Source organism: Martinezella calliandrae (assembly GCF_030272695.1).
GTDB lineage: Bacteria > Pseudomonadota > Alphaproteobacteria > Rhizobiales > Rhizobiaceae > Rhizobium > Rhizobium calliandrae.
In genome coordinates this window covers 13,479-31,864 of record NZ_JARFYN010000007.1, presented here as the reverse complement: position 1 = coordinate 31,864, position 18,386 = coordinate 13,479, and the positions used below count along the sequence as shown (strand labels likewise).

The following is an 18,386-nucleotide window of genomic DNA, read 5'->3' as shown; positions in this document are numbered from 1 at the left end:
CGAACTTAGTTATTGGCCCAGCCGGCACGATCAGGCGCAGTGCGGGTATCGACATCGACAACCACACTCAGACCAGCCCGCAAACGACCGCTGTCGAGCGCATCCTGCGGCAATGCGATACGAACCGGTACGCGCTGGACCACCTTGGTGAAGTTGCCCGTCGCATTTTCCGGCGGAAGCAGTGAGAAGACCGAGCCAGAGGCCGGAGCGATCGACGTTACCGTACCGACGATCGGATGATCGCTATAGGCATCGACATGGACGTTAACCTTGGAACCGGCAACCAGGTGCTGGATCTGCGTTTCCTTGAAGTTGGCGTCGATATAGAGCTGGCGCGTCGGAACCAGCGCCATCAGCTTCTGGCCGGGAGAGACAAGATCGCCCTCCTGAACCGAACGGTTGCCGACAACGCCGTCATAGGGCGCCTTCAGCACGGTGAAGGAGAGGTCGCGGGCCGCCTTGTCGCGAGCGGCCTCCAGGCCCTTGATTGTGCTTTCGGCCTGGCGACGCTGCGCCTGCAGCAGGTTGATGTTGGCCTGAGCCGATGCGATAGCGGCATCGCCGCCGACAAGATTGGCCTTGGCCTGGTCGAGGGCGATATTGGCGCTATCCAAGGAGGCCGTGGTACCGACCGACTTCGATTGAAGTTCGGCAGCACGGGTCTGGGTGATCTGCGCACCGCGCACGGTCGCTTCTAGCGCGACCTTTTGAGCCTGCGCCTGGGCAAGTGCGGCCTGGCCGGCGGCAATCTGCGCATCGATCGTGTGCAATGACAATTGCTCGGTGTCTAGCGAAGCCTGGGCCTGGCCAAGCGCAAGCTTGTAGTCGCCGTCGTCGAGCGTGGCGAGCACATCGCCGGCCTTGACCTGCTGGTTGGCGACGACGTTCACCTTGGCGACATAACCCGTCACCTTCGGCTGAATGGTCGCGATGTCGCCTTCGATGTAAGCATCGTCGGTCGACACCAGGAAGCGACCGTTCGTCCACCACTCATAGCCGTACCAGCCGCCACCGACGAGCGCCAGAACGACAATGATCGGAAGCACCAGGCTGCGCCGCTTCTTCTCAGCCGGCGGTGGGGCCGCCTGTTCTGGAGCAGCAGGCGCAGCCTGGGCGGGGGGTGCGTTGCCAGGCCGTTCCGCGGCAGGAGCCTCAACAGATGTGCGGACGCCCTTTGCTTCCACTTCGACATCAGCGGAATCATCAACGATGCGCGCTACATTGTTACCATGACTTGACGACATTGCCCTACCACCGGAATCTGGCTAGAATAATCGAACCGAACGGTTCAGTTCAGTTGACATAGATCGTTTTTCATTCCATATCAAGTCATATCGAACCATCCGGTTCGATTTAATTAATGAATCTGATTAAGATTCAGAAAAAGTGATCGAGCTAAACGGAGACGATGAAACACGAACCTGAAAACACCGCAGTCGTAAACGCACCCGCATCGGGAGGGCGTTGGGCGGCCGGCGAGGACCCCGTCAAGCGCCAGCAGATTCTGGATGGTGCCACACGCGTCTTCATGAAAATGGGGTTCGATGCGGCGAGCATGAACGACGTCACGCGCGAAGCCGGCGTCTCCAAGGGCACTCTTTACGTCTATTTCGCCAATAAGGAAGATCTGTTCTCCGCTATGATAGACAGTGAGCGCGCGCGTTTCGTCGAGACCGTGCGCACCACGCTTGCGGACGACGCCGATGTTTCAACCAGTCTTTATGATTTCGGCATGGTGTTCGTGAGCCACGTCACATCGCAGAAGACCATCAGCGCCATGCGCACCGTCATCGGTGTGCGCGAACGGATGCCATCCCTCTGTCAACGCTTTTTCGCTGGCCCGGAAAACCTGCGAACCGTTCTGCGCAGCTTCCTCGAACGTCAGGTCACCGCCGGCCGTCTTCGCATCGAGGACTTCGATATGGCCGCACGTCATTTCCTCGACATGGCCAGCGGCAGCTACTTCAAGCTGAGACTGTTTGGAGACATGGATATCCCTCCCTCGAAAGAGGAGATCGACTATGTCGTGCGCGGCGCGGTTCGCGTCTTCATGGCAGCTTATGGTAATAATCGGAACGATCAGGCTTGATCGCCTTCCGTCAGCCGGTGGATATGCCCGCCAATCCCGCAATCGCGATCAAGCCCGAGAGCCGGTCCGCGCCTAACAATGGGCGGGCAACCAGGGAAATCGAACATGAGCGCGATTGGAAGAGCGATATGGTTTATCGAAAGCCATTTCTCATCTGATATCTCGCTGGACGAGATCGCCGATACGGCCGGCCTGTCGCGCTATCATCTGTCACGCGTCTTTGGACTGACCACCGGCCATTCGATCAGCGGTTATATCAGGGGCCGGCGCCTCAGCGGGGCGGCCCTTGCGCTGATCAACAGCTCCTCGACCATTCTCGAGGTTGCCCTCGATGCGGGCTACGGCTCGCACGAGGCATTCACCCGTGCCTTTCGCGAACAATTCGGGATGACGCCCGACAGTTTGCGCAAACAGGGGCACGCCCGAAACCTTTTCTTGCTGGAGCCGATTAGAATGGACGACAACCGCCTTCCCAAACTCGACGCACCGCGTTTCGAAACCCGCCCCACATTGCTATTGGCCGGCCTTGCGGAAACCTATGCCTATGAAGCCACGCAGGGAATTCCTTCGCTCTGGCAAAAATTCAACCAGTATTTCGGCCATATCCCCGCCCAGGTCGGCAATGTCGCCTACGGCGTCTGCACCCAGGCCGAAGGCGAAACCGACAGCTTCCGCTATATGTCCGCCGCCGAGGTCACGGCGACCGACGATCTGCCGGAGGGCTTCACGACCATGAAGCTGCCGCCGCAGCGCTATGCCGTCTTCACTCATCGCGGCCATGTTTCCGGTATCTCCGCTACCGTGCACCAGATCTTCGGCGACTGGTTGCCGCAATCCGGCCACCAGCACGGCGGCGTGCCCGACATGATGGAACGTTACGACGAACGTTTCGATCCCCACACCGGCATGGGTGTGACGGAGATATGGATTCCCCTGAAGGCATAGAAATATGCGCGCCATCCGCGAAAATGCGGATGGCGCTTGCGCCTGCGATTTCACTCCTTACATTAGCGACCATTGCTGGGGAGCCGGAGCTGGGGGCAGCGTCGGCCGACGCTGGCCGGAGGAAAATCGTCGATGGACATTGTTGATTTGGTGCAGGATCCGAGCGCATGGATTGCGCTCGTCACGCTCGTCGTCATGGAAGTAGTCCTCGGCATCGACAACCTGATCTTCATCTCGATCCTGACCAACAAATTACCCGTCGAACACCGTGTGAAAGCCCGCAGGTTCGGCATCGGCCTCGCCCTGGTCATGCGTCTTGTGCTGCTCGCGACCATCGCCTGGATGGTGCAACTGACGGAACCGGTCTTCGAAGTCTTCGGCGAGGGCTTCTCCTGGAGGGACCTGATCCTGATTGCCGGCGGCCTGTTCCTGGTGTGGAAGGCAACCAAGGAAATCCATCACAATGTCGATCCCGAAGAACATGGCGAGGACTTCATTGCCAAATCGACGACCACAACCTTTGCATCGGCCATCGGCCAGATTCTGCTGCTCGACCTCGTCTTCTCGGTCGACAGCATCATCACCGCCGTCGGCATGACGCCGCATCTGCCGATCATGTTTATCGCCGTCATCGCCGCGGTCACCGTCATGCTGGTAGCCGCCACCCCGCTTGCCAATTTCATCGAGAAGAACCCGACCATCGTCATGCTGGCGCTCGCCTTCCTGCTGATGATCGGCACGACGCTGATCGCCGAAGGCATGGGATTCCACGTTCCCAAGGGCTACGTCTACACCGCCATGGCCTTCTCCGCCGCAGTCGAGATGCTGAATACGCTGGCGCGCAACAGGCGAAAAAGGGCCGCCGGCGGACGTTGATCAGGAGATCAAGCCGCTCGAATCGATGCGGCGCAAGGTCTTCAATCTCGCCCAGGCAATTCCGCGGCGCAGTTTCCCTTGACGTCATCCGTTGAATATGGCCTAAGGCCAGCCAAACGGAAAACGCGGGATTGAAGCGTCAAGACGCCCTTTTCCGGCCAGTTTCCTAATTCAGATAAACATCTCCAGCGAGGCAGCGCTTATGGCAAGCAGCGGCTTGGCTTTTTCTGACGAGCAAACAAGATGACCACTTCAGGCGTTCGCGTCCGCATCGCACCCTCCCCGACCGGCGAACCGCATGTCGGCACCGCTTATATTGCGCTGTTCAACTATCTCTTCGCCAAGAAGCATGGTGGCGAGTTCATCCTGCGCATCGAAGACACGGATGCGACGCGCTCGACACCGGAATTCGAGACGAAGGTGCTCGACGCGCTGAAATGGTGCGGCCTGAAATGGTCCGAAGGCCCTGACGTGGGCGGCCCCTACGGCCCCTATCGCCAGAGCGACCGCAAGGATATTTACAAGCCCTATGTCGAGAAGATCGTCGATGCCGGCCACGGTTTCCGCTGCTTCTGCACACCGGAGCGGCTGGAACAGATGCGCGCTGCGCAACGCGCCGCCGGCCTGCCGCCAAAGTATGACGGGCACTGTTTGAACCTTACTGCCGAAGAAGTCTCCTCGCGCGTTGCCGCCGGCGAGCCGCATGTCGTACGCATGAAGATCCCGACCGAAGGCTCCTGCAAGTTCCATGACGGCGTCTATGGCGATGTCGAAATCCCCTGGGATGCGGTCGACATGCAGGTCCTGCTGAAGGCCGACGGCATGCCGACCTATCATATGGCCAACGTCGTCGACGACCATTTGATGAAGATCACCCATGTCGCACGCGGCGAGGAATGGCTCGCCTCGGTGCCGAAGCATATCCTGATCTACCAGTATCTCGGCTGGGAGCCGCCGGTGTTCATGCACCTGTCGCTGATGCGCAATGCCGACAAGTCGAAGCTGTCGAAGCGCAAGAACCCGACCTCGATCTCCTATTACACGGCACTCGGCTATATCCCCGAAGCGCTGATGAATTTTCTTGGCCTGTTCTTCATCCAGATCGCTGAGGGCGAAGAGCTTCTGAGCATGGACGAACTCGCCGGAAAGTTCGACCCGGAAAACCTCTCGAAGGCGGGCGCGATCTTCGACATCCAGAAGCTCGACTGGCTGAACGGACGCTGGATCCGCGAGAAACTGTCGGAAGAGGAATTCCAGCACCGGGTTCTGACCTGGGCGATGGAAAACAACCGGCTGAGGGAAGGCCTGAAGCTGTCGCAGTCGCGCATTTCCAAGCTCGGCGAACTGCCCGACCTCACGGGCTTCCTCTTCAAGTCCGACCTCAATCTCGATCCCTCGGCTTTTGCCAAGATCAAGTCGACGCCGGAGGAGCTGCTGGAAATCCTGAACGCCGTGCAGCCTGACCTCGAAAAGATCCTCGAATGGAATGTCGAGACGATCGAGGCCGAATTGCGCGCCATCGCCGACCGCATGGGCAAAAAGCTGAAGGTCATCGTTGCGCCGCTTTTCGTCGCCGTATCGGGCTCGTCGCGTTCGCTGCCGCTCTTCGATAGCATGGCGATTCTCGGCCGCTCCGTCGTGCGTCAGCGGCTGAAACTTGCCGCCCAGACCGTTGCGACCCTCGTCGGCCCGAAGAACTGAACCGGATTTACCAATATGAACGACAAGACTGAAACATCAGCCCTTTCATCCGACGCGACGGAAGTCCGCGCACAGAAGCTGAAGCTGCTGCGCGAACAGATCGGCGAGGTCTATCCGGCTCACTTTCACCGGACGTTGACCAACGCCGAACTGGCCGCGAAATACGAGGGGCTGGAGCCGGATACGGAAACGGGCGATGTCGTCACCGTCGCCGGCCGCGTCTATTCCTCGCGCAATTCCGGAATGTTCATGGATATCCATGACGCCTCCGGCAAGATCCAGATCTTCAGCCACAAGGACGTCACTGGCCAAGAGGCCCGCGCCCTGCTGCCGATGATCGATATCGGCGACATCATCGGCGTAACCGGTATCGTGCGCCGCACCAAGCGCGGCGAGTTGACGATCAACGCCCAGCAGATCACCATGCTGACCAAGTCACTGTTGCCGATGCCGGAAAAGTGGCATGGCCTGTCCGACATCGAGCTGCGCTACCGCAAGCGCCACCTCGACATCATGACCAACGAGGAATCGAAGCTTCGCTTCCAGCAGCGCAGCCGCATCGTCTCCGGCATCCGCCGTTTCATGGAGAATGACGGCTTCATGGAAGTCGAAACGCCGATGCTGCACTCAGTCTATGGCGGCGCCACCGCCGAGCCGTTCAAGACGCATCACAACACGCTGAAGCTCGACATGTACCTGCGCATCGCGCCGGAGCTGTTCCTGAAGCGCACCCTGGTTTCGGGCCTCACCGACAAGGTCTTCGAGATCAACCGCAATTTCCGCAACGAAGGCGTTTCCACAAGGCACAATCCCGAATTCACCATGATGGAGTGCTACTGGGCCTATGCCGACTACGAGGACATCATGGACCTCGTCGAGCGGCTATTCTCGACGCTCGCCATGTCGATCCACGGCAGCACGGAATTTACTTTCGGCGACAAGCAGATCTCCTTCAAGGGCCCATTCCGCCGCGTACCGATGCCCGATGCCGTCAGGCAAGCGACTGGCATCGACTTCCTGGCGCTCAAGACTGATGAGGAAGCCCGCGCTGCCTCCCAAGCCGCCGGCTTCGCCGTCGAGAAGGATGCGACCTGGGGTGAATGCCTTGCCTTCATCTTCGAAGAGAAGGTCGAAGGCACGTTGATTCAACCGGCGCACGTTACGCATTTCCCGAAGGACATCTCGCCCTTCGCCAAGGAAGTGCCGGGCGAGCCGCGCTTGGTCGAACGCTTCGAGACCTATTGCAATACCTGGGAACTCGGCAACGCCTTCTCGGAACTCAACGATCCGGAAGAGCAGCGCGCCCGCATGGTCGAGCAGCTCGAACAGGCGCATGCCCGTGGCGAAAAGCAGAAGGAACTGGACGAAGAATTCCTCGACGCCATCGACCAGGGCATGCCACCCGCCGGCGGCCTCGGCATCGGCGTCGACCGCCTGATCATGCTGCTGACCAATTCCCCGTCGATCCGCGACATCATCCTGTTCCCGGCACGGCGCAGCAAGGCAGACTAGGACAGTTTCGCACAGACGATAGAGACGATAGGCCGCCAGCTTATGCCTGGCGGCTTTTTCGTTGGGCCATTGTTTGCAGATTGCGTATAAATACCGCCCACGCGCGGCGAATTCTCACCCTCGGGAAATAAGGTGCACAATAATGACTGAGACAGAAAACCTGATCACGGACGCCGATCTCGAGCAACAGCGCCTGGCCGATCTCTCCGAATTGGGCGATGTTGATCTGGCGCAATACGCGCCGGGCACGTTCGGATGCCATGAAGCGATGCATACCACATCGCTCATGCTCGACTTGACGGACGATCAGTTGCTGCAACACCCGGCCATTCTTGCCAATCCCGATTTCTACCGTCTCGCGGGCGCGGTCCACGAGGCGCTGTTTGCGCTTTATCAGGCCATCGGGGAAAAGCATTTGGCGGATTGAGGGATTTCCGCCTTCGTCTCGGCAAGGCGAAGGTCGCCGGCGGTCAATTCGTCACTGGCGACCTTCGATCGCTGGCGCCCGTCATGGTCGGATCGAGACCCGGCGATAGCGTGTTATATGGGGCGGCGGCGTCGGCGCCGATGAAGCTGCCGGTATTGTCGCCCTCAGGCGGGAGTTTGCCGGTAGGTGCCGGAGGGCGCTGTTCTGGAGGTGTCTTGGGCGTTTCGTCCTTTTCTACGCGGGCGGCGGCTTTCTGCTCGGCTGCTTCGGCGGCCTTCTGCTTGTCCTTCTTCGCATCGCCGCCGTTCTCGGCGGCCAACGGATTGTCGCAGTCGGTGTGATCTTTCAGCGCCGCCAGCGCGTCGTCGATATCCTTGGGCAACATGTTGATCTGTTCGCCATAGAAGAGACCTTCGGCGCTCGCACCGCCATTGTAGTAACGAGCCGTGACCGGCTCCTCGACGGTACCATCGGCAACCCTGCCGGGATGCGGCACATATACGACGTCGGCGCCTAGCGCCCGGCCGCGAATATCGGACCGCAAGGTCGGCCCATTTTTGTCGAGAACCACCACCTGAACCAGATCCGGTTTTTGTTCGTCATAGACGGCCTTGGCAACGCGAAGCGCCGTTTTAACCCGCGTCAATCCGTCAGTCGGATCGGTGCGGATATATTTGCGCACCCAGAACCGATCTTCCTTGCGGATCGTGACGAGATTGACGTCGCTGCATTTCAGGCCGTTCGGGGAGGCTGCGGCCAGGCCCAGGAGCTTGTCTTTGCCGATATAAAGCGCAAAGACGCCGGAACAGCCCATAAACAGGGCCACTCCGCCGACGATGACGACAAGCTTCCGGGATGGCCGGAAAATGTGCAGTAAGGCGCTCACGCCAACTGCTCCACCATAGAGCACTCCAACGCGACAAAATGATCAACTCTCACGTTAGGGACATGGCGTTTCGGAATACTTAAAGAAGTGATGAATCTTGTACTGCTCTCGTTTCCGTTACCAAAAAAGGTCCAAGCCTTTCAGACCGATGCCGGCGCTTGCCTCGGATGGCACCGCCATGCTCTAACCGGGGCATGGCCTTCACTTTGAGACAGCTTCAGTATTTCGTTGCCGTGGCGGAACAGGGCTCCATTACCCGCGCCGCGCAGAACCTGTCGATCTCGCAATCCTCGGTCACCGAAGCGCTGAAGGAACTGGAGAGCGACCTCGGCGTCGAGCTTTTCGACCGCCATCCGCGCGGCTTGTCGATTACCCATAATGGCCACCAGTTCCTCCGCCATGCCACGAAGATCCTCGCGACCGTTTCCGACGCCCGCACCAGTTTCTCCAGCCAGCAGAACGCCGCCGGCGGCTCGCTAAATATCGGCGTGACTTCGCTGGTTGCCGGCTATGTATTGTCCGACCTCCTGGCGCGCTATCGTCGCGCCTGCCCCGGCGTCGAGGTCAGCGCCATCGAGGACAATGGCGGGTATCTCGAACATCTGCTGGTCGGCGGCGAACTCGACGTTGCCGTCATGGTCATTTCCAACCTGCGCGACCGCATGGCGCTACAGGCCGAAATCCTCGAAACATCCCCCTATCGCCTCTGGCTGCCGATGGGCCATCCCCTCGTCTCCGCCGACATCATCAGCGTCGCCGACATTTCGCGCGAACCACTGATCATGCTGACCATCGACGAGATCGAAGAGAATACCGGCAAGCTGCTGACGGCACTCGGCGCGCGCCCGCATGTGGCCTTCCGCACCCGCTCGGTCGAGGCGGTGCGCAGCCTGGTTGCCACAGGCGCCGGCGTTGCGCTGTTGCCAGATCTCGTCTACCGGCCTTGGTCGCTGGAAGGTGATCGTATCGAAAGCCGCGATGTCTCCGGCTCGCTGCCGGTCGTGCAGGTCGGCATGGTTTGGCGCAAGGGCTCGAGCCTGCCGCAAGCCGCCCGCGATTTCGTCGGTATCGCCGAAGCCATGCGTTCGGGCCGTCAGCGGTAGGTTTCCACTTTCCATCGGAAATTCCGATATCGCCTTTCTGATAAATGAATTTGCGAATACGACCAAATCGCGTCACTTTTTTCTCCGGGAACAAAACGCCAGAAACTGGCTCCGAGACCAACTGGCTCAAGAACCGGGAGAATTCGATGAAGCATCTGCTGAAATCATGCACGGCTGCGCTAGCATGCCTAGGCTTCGCCACGCAGGTCATCGCCGCTGAGCCGTTGAAAACGCTCGGCAAGGGAGAAGGCGCTGTGAGTATTGTCGCCTGGGCCGGCTATATCGAGCGCGGCGAAAGCGACAAGAATTACGACTGGGTCACCCAGTTCGAGAAGGACACGGGCTGCAAAGTCAGTGTCAAGACCGCCGCTACCTCGGACGAAATGGTGGCGCTGATGAATGAAGGTGGCTTCGACCTTGTTACCGCCTCGGGCGACGCGTCGCTGCGCCTTGTCGCCGGCAAGCGTGTCCAGCCGATCAACGTCGATCTGATCCCGAGCTGGAAAAATCTCGATGAACGTTTGAAAAATGCGCCATGGCATACCGTCAACGGCGTCCACTACGGCGTTCCCTATCTCTGGGGGCCGAACGTGCTGATGTACAATACAGACGCCTTCAAGGGTCAGGCACCGAAGAGCTGGAATGTCGTCTTCGAGGAAATGACCCTGCCGGATGGCAAGTCCAACAAGGGTCGCGTCCAGGCCTATGACGGCCCGATCTATATCGCCGACGCCGCGCTTTACCTAATGGCTCACAAGCCGGAACTTGGCATCAAGGATCCTTATGAACTCAACGAAGACCAATACAAGGCCGCTCTCGACCTGCTGCGCGGCCAGCGCAAACTCGTCAGCCGCTATTGGCACGACGCGATGATCCAGACGGATGACTTCAAGAACGAAGGCGTCGTCGCCTCTGGCTCCTGGCCGTTCCAGGTCAACCTCCTGCAGGCCGACAAACAGAAAATCGGCTCGACCTTCCCGGATGAGGGCGCGACCGGATGGGCCGATACCACCATGCTGCATGCCGACAGCCAGCATCCGAACTGCGCCTATATGTGGATCGAACATTCATTGCAGCCAAAGGTCCAGGGTGACGCTGCGGCCTGGTTCGGCGCGGTGCCCTCGGTTCCCGCCGCCTGCAAGGGCAATGAACTCCTGACCGACAGCGGTTGCGCCACCAACGGCTACGATCATTTCGACAAGATCAAGTTCTGGAAAACCCCGGTTGCCAAGTGCACTAGCGAAGGCGAATGCGTGCCGTATCATCGCTGGGTTTCCGACTATATCGGTGTGATTGGGGGCAGATAGTTCACGCCGATTGTGGCGACCGCCTCCATCTTAAAGAGCGCGATCGCATCGGGACGATGAGGGGCCCGATATCGAAAGCCCCTCATCGCCTCACACAGCCCTTTTCCAAACGGAGAGACTGCGGCGGAATATGGCCGTCGTCCCTGCATACCCCGGAGCATCCCATGACCGCCGTCCGTTTTGAGCAGGTATCGCGCCATTTCGGCCAGGTCCGCGCCGTCGACCGCGTCGATCTGGAGATCGCCTCCGGTGAATTCTTCGCAATGCTCGGCCCCTCCGGCTCCGGCAAGACCACTTGCCTGCGGCTCATTGCCGGTTTCGAGCAACCGACAGGCGGCCATATTGAGATTTTCGGCGAAACCGCCGAAGGCGTGCCGCCCTATCGCCGCAACGTCAACACCGTCTTTCAGGACTATGCCCTCTTCCCGCATCTCAATATCCTCGACAACGTCGCCTATGGGCTGATGGTCAAGGGTATCGACAGGACCTTACGGCTGAGGGCTGCTGAACAGGCACTGGAACTGGTGAAGTTGCCGGGCTATGGCGCCCGCCGCCCCGGCCAACTCTCCGGAGGCCAGCGTCAACGCGTGGCGCTAGCCCGTGCTCTCGTCAACAAGCCGAAGGTTCTTCTTCTCGACGAGCCGCTTGGCGCGCTAGACCTCAAGCTGCGCGAGCAGATGCAGGAAGAACTGAAAAGCCTGCAGCGGGCGCTCGGCATCACCTTCGTCTTCGTCACCCACGATCAGGGTGAAGCACTCTCCATGGCCGACCGCGTCGCCGTCTTCAACAATGGCGGCATCGTGCAGGAGGGCACGCCGCACGATATCTATCAGCGGCCGAAGACCCGCTTTGTCGCCGATTTCGTCGGCTCCTCCAACGTGATCGCGCCCGAGACCATGTCGTCGCTCGGTGGCGAACGGCGCTGGGCGAGCCTGAGGCCAGAAGCGATACGACTGACGCAGGATGCCGGTGTTCCGGCGACGGTGCAGGCGACCAGCTTCCTCGGCGCCGCCACCCGCCTTTCGGTGGAAGCGCATGGCACGCGGATGCATGTCACCGTGCCGGCAGGCCAGCCCATTCCGCAGACCGGCGCCTCGGTGCGTATCGCCTGGCTGCCTAAAGACATACATTACATGGACGACGCAGCATGACGTCAGCCGCAATCACGACCGCGCCGGCGGCCACCTCGATCCTGCCACGCCGCGGCGGTTTCTTTGGCCGCCTGTCGGATCTCTTCTGGCGGCGCCCGAAACTCCTGCTTTTTTTGATGCTGACGCCGCCGCTGCTCTGGCTCGGCATCATCTATATCGGCTCACTGATCGCGCTGCTCCTCCAGAGCTTCTTCTCGATCGACGACTTCTCGGGAACGGTGAATTACGAATTTACGCTCTCGACCTATGCGCAGCTTTTGAATTCCGCCAATTTCGACATCATTATCCGCACCATAGTAATGGCCGCGCTGGTGACCGTCGCCTCCTCCTTCGTAGCTTTCCCGATCGCCTATTATGCGGCGCGTTACGCCAAGGGAAAATGGAAGGCGCTGTTTTATCTCGGCGTCATGCTGCCGCTCTGGTCGAGCTATCTGGTCAAGGTCTATGCCTGGAAGCTGATCCTCGCCAAGGAGGGCATTTTGACCTGGCTTTTCGACAAGCTCCATGTCGGCTGGCTGCTGGACGGCGTGCTCAATCTCCCGATCGTCGGCGGCAATTCGCTGTCGGTAAGCTATATCGGCACCTTCCTGGTCTTCGTCTATATCTGGCTGCCCTATATGATCCTGCCGACGCAGGCTGCCCTTGAGCGCGTGCCCGCCAATCTCCTCGAAGCGTCCGCCGATCTCGGCGCCACGCCGAACCAGACCTTCCGCACCGTCATGTTGCCGCTGGCGCTGCCCGGCGTTGTAGCCGGCTCGATCTTCACTTTTTCGCTGACCCTCGGCGATTACATCATCCCGCAGATCATCGGTTCGTCGCGCCTCTTCATCGGCCAGGCGGTCTATGCGCAGCAGGGTACGGCCGGCAACGTGCCGCTCGCCGCCGCCTTCTCGGTCGTTCCGATCCTCATCATGGCCATCTATCTCTGGATCGCCAAGAAACAGGGAGCTTTCGATGCGCTCTAATCGCGGCCAAAACGCTTCCCTGCCGCTGAAGATCGCAGCCGCTGGCGGCCTGCTCTTCCTGCATCTGCCGATCCTGCTGATCTTTGTTTATGCCTTCACCACCGAGGACAAGAGCTATCAGTGGCCACCCCCAGGCTTTACGCTGCAGTGGTTCTCCATAGCCTGGAACCGGCCAGATGTCTGGTCGTCGCTGGCGCTGTCGGTGCAGGTCGCGACCATCGCAACCATCATCGCCTTAGTGCTCGGCACGCTATGCGCCGCCGCCGTCAGCCAGACGAAATTCTTCGGAGGTGAGGCCATTTCGCTGCTGGTGATCCTGCCGATTGCGCTCCCCGGCATCATCACCGGCATTGCGCTGCGCTCGGCCTTTAGCCTGTTCGATATTCCATTCTCGGTCTGGACGATTGTTCTCGGCCACGCCACCTTCTGCGTGGTCGTGGTCTACAACAATGCCGTTGCCCGCTTCCGCCGCACCTCCGGTTCGCTGATCGAAGCCTCGATGGACCTCGGTGCCGACGGCTTCCAGACCTTTCGCCATATCATCCTGCCGAATATCGGCACGGCGCTTCTCGCGGGCGGCATGCTCGCCTTCGCGCTCTCCTTCGACGAGGTCATTGTCACCACCTTCACCGGTGGCCAGCAGATGACCTTGCCGATCTGGATGCTAGAAGAGCTGATCCGCCCGCGCCAACGCCCGGTCACCAATGTCGTCGCCATGGTCGTTGTGCTCGTCACCTTCCTGCCGATCCTGGCAGCCTACTATCTTACCCGCGACGGCGATCAGATCGCCGGCGGGGGCAAATAAAAAGGGAGATTATTATGGACACCCAGATGCTGATCGGCTCCCGCTTTGAGGCCGGTACGGAGACGGAAGAGCATATTCTCAATCCGAAGACCGGAGAGACCGTGCTCAACCTGCCGGAAGCTTCGCTCAGCCAGATCGATGCCGCCGTCGACGCCGCCGAAAAGGCTTTCGCGAGCTGGTCGCAGACGACGCCCGGCCAGCGCTCCGCCTATCTCCTGAAGATCGCCGACGCCATCGAGAAGGATGCCGAAGGTTTCGCAACGCTGGAAGCGCTGAATTGCGGCAAGCCGATCAACGCTGTTCTCAATGACGAAATTCCCGCCATCGTCGACTGCTACCGCTTCTTCGCCGGCGCGGTGCGCAACCTGCATGGCCCGGTCGCCGGCGAGTACCTGCCCGGCCACACCTCCATGATCCGCCGCGATCCCATCGGTATCGTCGGCTCGATCGCGCCATGGAACTATCCACTGATGATGATGGCCTGGAAACTGGCCCCGGCGATTGCCGGCGGCAACACGGTCGTCTTCAAACCCTCCGAACAGACGCCGCTGACAGCGCTGAAGATGGCGAAGCTGTTGGCGGACATCCTGCCGGAAGGCGTCGTCAACCTCATCCTCGGCCGCGGCGAGAGCGTCGGCAACGCGCTGATCAACCACCCGAAAATCTCCATGGTGTCGATCACCGGCGACGTCGCCACCGGCAAGAAAGTGCTGCAGGCCGCCGCCAAAACGGTCAAGCGCACGCATCTCGAGCTCGGCGGCAAGGCCCCGGTCATCGTCTTCGGCGATGCCGACATTGACGCTGTCGTCGCCGGCATCAGGACCTTCGGTTACTACAATGCCGGTCAGGACTGTACGGCCGCGTGCCGTATCTACGCCGATGCCAAGGTCTATGACAATTTCGTCGCCGACCTCACCTCCGCCGTCTCCAGCATCAAGTTCAATCTGGCTGACGACGCCGAAAACGAAATTGGCCCGCTGATCTCCAAACGTCAGCGCGACCGTGTCGAAAGTTTCGTCACCCGCGCCGCCGAACACAAGCACATGCAGATCACCACCGGCGGCAAAACCTCCGGCGAGCGTGGCTTCTTTTATGCCCCGACCGTTGTAGCCGGCGCCACGCAAGACGACGAAATCGTCCGTCGCGAGGTGTTCGGCCCGGTCGTCTCCGTCACCCGCTTCACCGATGTCGAGGATGCCGTGACCTGGGCCAACGACAGCGACTATGGCCTTGCATCCTCCATTTGGACCAAGGACATCAGCCGCGGCATGCAAACCGCCGCCCGGCTGCAATATGGCTGCACCTGGATTAATACCCATTTCATGCTGGTCAATGAAATGCCCCATGGCGGCCTCAAGCAATCCGGCTACGGCAAGGACATGTCGGTCTACGCGCTGGAGGACTATACCGCCGTCCGGCACGTGATGATCAACCACGGGTGAGAGCGAGGGTGAGGCGCGGTTCGGCGCACCGAAGCAATCGACCCAATGGATCGATTGCAGCGTCGAACGCCCTGAGCCACGCGAAGGGCCGGTGGTGCGGCACTTGCCGAACTGCGGTTCCCGGCAATCGAAACGGCATCGGAACAAACTCCCATCTGCTGCGTCTTCGTTAGGTGCAACGCAGAGGAGACTTTCTGATGCTGAAGTGGGCCCTGATATTCCTCGTAATTTCTTTGGTCGCGGGGTTTTTCGGCTTTTCCGGCGTTTCGGCCGCGGCGGCGACGATTGCCCGCGTGCTTTTTGCCATCTTCGTGATCATGTTCCTGGTGTTCCTGATCCTGGCGGTCATGGCCGGCAACGCGGTCGTCTGATCAACGTCGGCGCGGCAATACCGAAGCGATTGAAGGGGCGAGCTACACCAAGCTCGCCCCGACGTTGATTGCAAGCGCCAGGATCGTCGTATTGAACAGGAAGGACAGGATCGCATGCAACAGCACCAGCTTGCGCATGCTGACGGTAGAGACGCCGATATCCGCGGTCTGGGCGGCGACACCGATGGTGAAGGAGAAGTAGAGGAAATCCCAGTAGATGGGCTCCTCCACCGGTTCGGCAAATTTCAGCCCCCGTCCCTCATGGAAATCACGGTAGTAGCGATGCGCATAGTGGTTTGTGAAAAGTATGTGCAGGAACACCCAGGAAATCAGGATCGTCACAATCGCCATCAATGCGCGGAAAAGCGCCATTTCCGGCGGCGCTTCCTTGACGCCAAGCAATTCTAGAGCGATGCCGCCGACGCTGGCGATTGCGGCCGTAATCGAGAGGAACAGCAGGAATGCATCCGAAAAATCGATATCGGCCGAGCGCTTGCGCATGCGATGCACATCCGATGTCAGCATCCGGTATAGGCTGAAGACGACATAGACGACGGCGGTAGCGTTCCACGCGAAGAGCACATTGCTCGCGTTCATGGCGCGTGACGTCAGGAGCACGAAGACAGCGACGCCGACCGCGACGCTGACAAGAATCACCTGATGCTTGCGTAACAGCATGGCGCCCCTGGAACGATGCTGTAGTCCGTCCGTAGGCATGCCGCTCTCCCGATCACGAACCCTCTCAGATATAAATTCTTTGATGGAAGTGGCAAATAAAAAGAGGCCTCGCGATGCGAGGCCCCCGATCTTGGACAAGAGGATAGTTCAGGCCGTCCAACCACCGTCGATGACGTGGATCTGGCCCGTGGTGAAGCCGGCCTCATCGCCGGCGAGATAGGTTACGAGGGCTGCGATTTCCTTGGCATCGGCGATGCGGCCCATGGGCTGGCGGGCAATGAAATCGGTCATGGCCTTCTCGTATTCGCCGGTTGCGCGCAGGCGCTCATGCAGTGACGGGCTGTCGACGGTGCCTGGGCAAATGGCGTTGACGCGGATGCCCTTGGAGACGAAGTCGGCGGCGATCGATTTGGTGAGGCCGATGACGGCTGCCTTGGATGCGCAATAGGCGAAGCGGTTCGGCACGCCCTTCACGCTGGAGGCGACCGAGGACATGTTGACGATCGAGCCTTTGCCTTTTTCAAGCATGCCCGGCAGGAAGGTGCGGCAGGTCGTATACATCGCCTTGGCGTTGAGATTGAAGGAGAAATCCCAATCCTTCTCTTCGCAGTCGAGGATAGTGCCAGCATGCACAAAGCCGGCGCAATTGAAAAGCACGTCGATCGGGCCAAGTTCGTCGGCGTAGGCCTTGACCGCAGCGCTGTCGAGGACGTTTAGAACATGCTTGCTGGCGCCTTCCAGCGTCGAAAGCGTCTGTTCGTTGATGTCGGTGGCATATACATGCGCACCGAGCGAAATGAACCGCTCGGCAGTCGCCCGCCCGATACCCTGTCCCGCCGCCGTGATGACGACCTTCTTGCCTTCCAGTCCGTGACCCATAGTCCTGATCCTTTCCTCCAGGGCATGATCTCGAGACCGAAGACCACCTAGCGATATGCGTGGCGGCCCGCGGATAAGATCACGCGAAAACAAACAGCTAGAGCCATCTTGCCCTAGCCTTCGAACGATTGCGCGAAGCGCTGGTTGAGCTTGTCGATGAGGACTGTATGCCGCTCGCCAATGCGCAGTCCATTGGTAATAATCTCCGAAGCCTCGCTTTGGAACGCCATGTAGCCGTCATGACGCGGCCGGACATAGGCGCCCTCAAGCGTGGCGCGCGTATTGCGGTAGAAATCGAGCGCCGGCGCATTGACGGCATCGCTGACCCAGGCCTCGGCGTGACCGGGCTGTCCATTGCCGCTGGCATAGGCGCCCGCCTGTACCGTCCCGCCGGCGATCCAGCGCGCAAAGGCCTTGGCCGCCTCGGGCGCCTCCGTTCGGGCCGAAACGGCTATACCTGTGCCGCCGAGTGCCGAGCCGTTCGGAGCCCGCCGGTCGATCACGGGCATGTCGGCAAAGGCAATCCGCACCGGTCGGAATCCGGCAAAGGAATAGCTGACATAGCCATAGGCGAAGGGAACGACGTCATAGGGGCAATCCGGCTCACCCATCAGATCGAAGACCGCGATCGGGTCCAATTCGTAGCATCTGGCATCCATGCCGCCGACGAGCCGTGCCATCCAGCCGAGCACGGCTTCTCCATCCGCCTTGGCTATGCACTCCGGTCCTTCGACGCTGCAAGGTGTACCAAGATGCGCCGCCAGCGTGAAGAAGGTCATCAGCGAATGCGGCGGCCGCATCGGTAAGATCGCCCCGCCCTTGGCCGCCAGCGATACGATCTCGGCAAGATCGGCGATCGGCCCTCTCAACCGATCCGGCCGATAAGCCTGAACCTGCGTCGCCGCGTCGATCGGAAAGGCCCATTGCCGGCCCTGCCAATTGTAGCTCGGATAGGAACGCCCGACCGTACCGGCGGCGATTGCGACAAGTTCATCGGCATGATCCGCATCGTCGAGCGGCAGCAGGCAATTCTGGCGGGTGATCTGGCCGACATGCGGATGATCGATGATGATCAGATCATAGGATGCCGCAAGCTCTTCCACCGGAAACGTTTCGAAATCCTGCAGCGAACGCTTCTCCCAAGCGATCTCTACACCGGTCTTTTCCAACCAGAGTTTCGAACATGCCAGCATCGGATCGTAGCCGCGCGGATGCGACCAGGTCATTCCCTTGAGTTTCACCATTATCC

General features: G+C 60.1%; 18 protein-coding genes. 13 read left to right on the top strand and 5 right to left on the bottom strand.

The features are described from left to right. Positions 1-5 precede the first annotated feature (5 nt). Positions 6-1,244: an HlyD family secretion protein gene (locus tag PY650_RS07115; protein ID WP_285878353.1), complete on the bottom strand. Its 1,239-nt coding sequence runs from the start codon at positions 1,242-1,244 to the stop codon at positions 6-8. 164 nt (positions 1,245-1,408) lie between these two features. Between PY650_RS07115 and PY650_RS07110 the strand changes: the two genes are divergently transcribed. The 6 genes from PY650_RS07110 to PY650_RS07085 all read left to right on the top strand — a co-directional run bounded on the left by PY650_RS07110 (position 1,409) and on the right by PY650_RS07085 (position 7,550). Next, positions 1,409-2,089 carry a TetR/AcrR family transcriptional regulator gene (locus PY650_RS07110; RefSeq protein WP_285878352.1) on the top strand — a complete coding sequence of 227 codons (681 nt, stop codon included), beginning with the start codon at positions 1,409-1,411 and terminating at the stop codon, positions 2,087-2,089. 105 nt (positions 2,090-2,194) lie between these two features. Next, on the top strand, positions 2,195-3,034 hold the full coding sequence (locus PY650_RS07105; RefSeq protein ID WP_285878351.1) for an AraC family transcriptional regulator: 840 nt from the start codon (positions 2,195-2,197) through the stop codon (positions 3,032-3,034). Between the two features lie 132 nt (positions 3,035-3,166). Further along, positions 3,167-3,910, top strand: a complete 744-nt coding sequence (locus PY650_RS07100) for a TerC family protein (protein ID WP_285878350.1) — start codon at positions 3,167-3,169, stop codon at positions 3,908-3,910. A gap of 243 nt (positions 3,911-4,153) precedes the next feature. Beyond that, on the top strand, positions 4,154-5,611 hold the full coding sequence (gene gltX, locus PY650_RS07095; protein ID WP_285878349.1) for a glutamate--tRNA ligase: 1,458 nt from the start codon (positions 4,154-4,156) through the stop codon (positions 5,609-5,611). Positions 5,612-5,626: 15 nt separating this feature from the next. Continuing rightward, complete coding sequence (gene lysS, locus PY650_RS07090; protein ID WP_285878348.1) at positions 5,627-7,123, top strand: lysine--tRNA ligase; 1,497 nt, start codon at positions 5,627-5,629, stop codon at positions 7,121-7,123. A 142-nt stretch (positions 7,124-7,265) separates the two neighbouring features. Next, complete coding sequence (locus tag PY650_RS07085; RefSeq protein ID WP_285878347.1) at positions 7,266-7,550, top strand: hypothetical protein; 285 nt, start codon at positions 7,266-7,268, stop codon at positions 7,548-7,550. A 43-nt stretch (positions 7,551-7,593) separates the two neighbouring features. Here PY650_RS07085 and PY650_RS07080 read toward each other — a convergent pair whose 3' ends face one another. Continuing rightward, on the bottom strand, positions 7,594-8,436 hold the full coding sequence (locus PY650_RS07080; RefSeq protein ID WP_285878346.1) for a hypothetical protein: 843 nt from the start codon (positions 8,434-8,436) through the stop codon (positions 7,594-7,596). A 194-nt stretch (positions 8,437-8,630) separates the two neighbouring features. Here PY650_RS07080 and PY650_RS07075 point away from each other — a divergent pair, with 194 nt between their 5' ends. The 7 genes from PY650_RS07075 to PY650_RS07045 all read left to right on the top strand — a co-directional run bounded on the left by PY650_RS07075 (position 8,631) and on the right by PY650_RS07045 (position 15,580). Continuing rightward, positions 8,631-9,539: a LysR family transcriptional regulator gene (locus PY650_RS07075; protein WP_285878344.1), complete on the top strand. Its 909-nt coding sequence runs from the start codon at positions 8,631-8,633 to the stop codon at positions 9,537-9,539. A 146-nt stretch (positions 9,540-9,685) separates the two neighbouring features. Next, a complete protein-coding gene (locus PY650_RS07070; RefSeq protein WP_285878343.1) occupies positions 9,686-10,846 on the top strand; it encodes an ABC transporter substrate-binding protein in 1,161 nt (386 codons plus the stop codon). Positions 10,847-11,010: 164 nt separating this feature from the next. After that, on the top strand, positions 11,011-11,997 hold the full coding sequence (locus PY650_RS07065; protein ID WP_285878342.1) for an ABC transporter ATP-binding protein: 987 nt from the start codon (positions 11,011-11,013) through the stop codon (positions 11,995-11,997). After that, positions 11,994-12,962 carry an ABC transporter permease gene (locus PY650_RS07060; protein WP_285878341.1) on the top strand — a complete coding sequence of 323 codons (969 nt, stop codon included), beginning with the start codon at positions 11,994-11,996 and terminating at the stop codon, positions 12,960-12,962. The genes PY650_RS07065 and PY650_RS07060 overlap by 4 nt, the downstream gene beginning before the upstream one ends. Further along, complete coding sequence (locus PY650_RS07055; protein WP_285878340.1) at positions 12,952-13,767, top strand: ABC transporter permease; 816 nt, start codon at positions 12,952-12,954, stop codon at positions 13,765-13,767. The genes PY650_RS07060 and PY650_RS07055 overlap by 11 nt, the downstream gene beginning before the upstream one ends. A 14-nt stretch (positions 13,768-13,781) precedes the next feature. Then, on the top strand, positions 13,782-15,209 hold the full coding sequence (locus tag PY650_RS07050; protein ID WP_285878339.1) for a gamma-aminobutyraldehyde dehydrogenase: 1,428 nt from the start codon (positions 13,782-13,784) through the stop codon (positions 15,207-15,209). A gap of 197 nt (positions 15,210-15,406) precedes the next feature. Beyond that, positions 15,407-15,580 carry a DUF1328 domain-containing protein gene (locus PY650_RS07045; protein ID WP_285878338.1) on the top strand — a complete coding sequence of 58 codons (174 nt, stop codon included), beginning with the start codon at positions 15,407-15,409 and terminating at the stop codon, positions 15,578-15,580. A 42-nt stretch (positions 15,581-15,622) separates the two neighbouring features. Here PY650_RS07045 and PY650_RS07040 read toward each other — a convergent pair whose 3' ends face one another. The 3 genes from PY650_RS07040 to PY650_RS07030 form a co-directional block, all read right to left on the bottom strand. Then, positions 15,623-16,297, bottom strand: a complete 675-nt coding sequence (locus tag PY650_RS07040; RefSeq protein ID WP_432761500.1) for a DUF1345 domain-containing protein — start codon at positions 16,295-16,297, stop codon at positions 15,623-15,625. Positions 16,298-16,405: 108 nt separating this feature from the next. After that, the gene (locus tag PY650_RS07035) at positions 16,406-17,137 is read right to left on the bottom strand and encodes an SDR family oxidoreductase (RefSeq protein ID WP_285878337.1); all 732 of its coding nucleotides are present in this window, start codon (positions 17,135-17,137) and stop codon (positions 16,406-16,408) included. 113 nt (positions 17,138-17,250) lie between these two features. Further along, positions 17,251-18,381, bottom strand: coding sequence for an extracellular solute-binding protein (locus PY650_RS07030; RefSeq protein WP_285878336.1), 1,131 nt, complete (start codon positions 18,379-18,381; stop codon positions 17,251-17,253). Between the last annotated feature and the right edge of the window lie 5 nt (positions 18,382-18,386).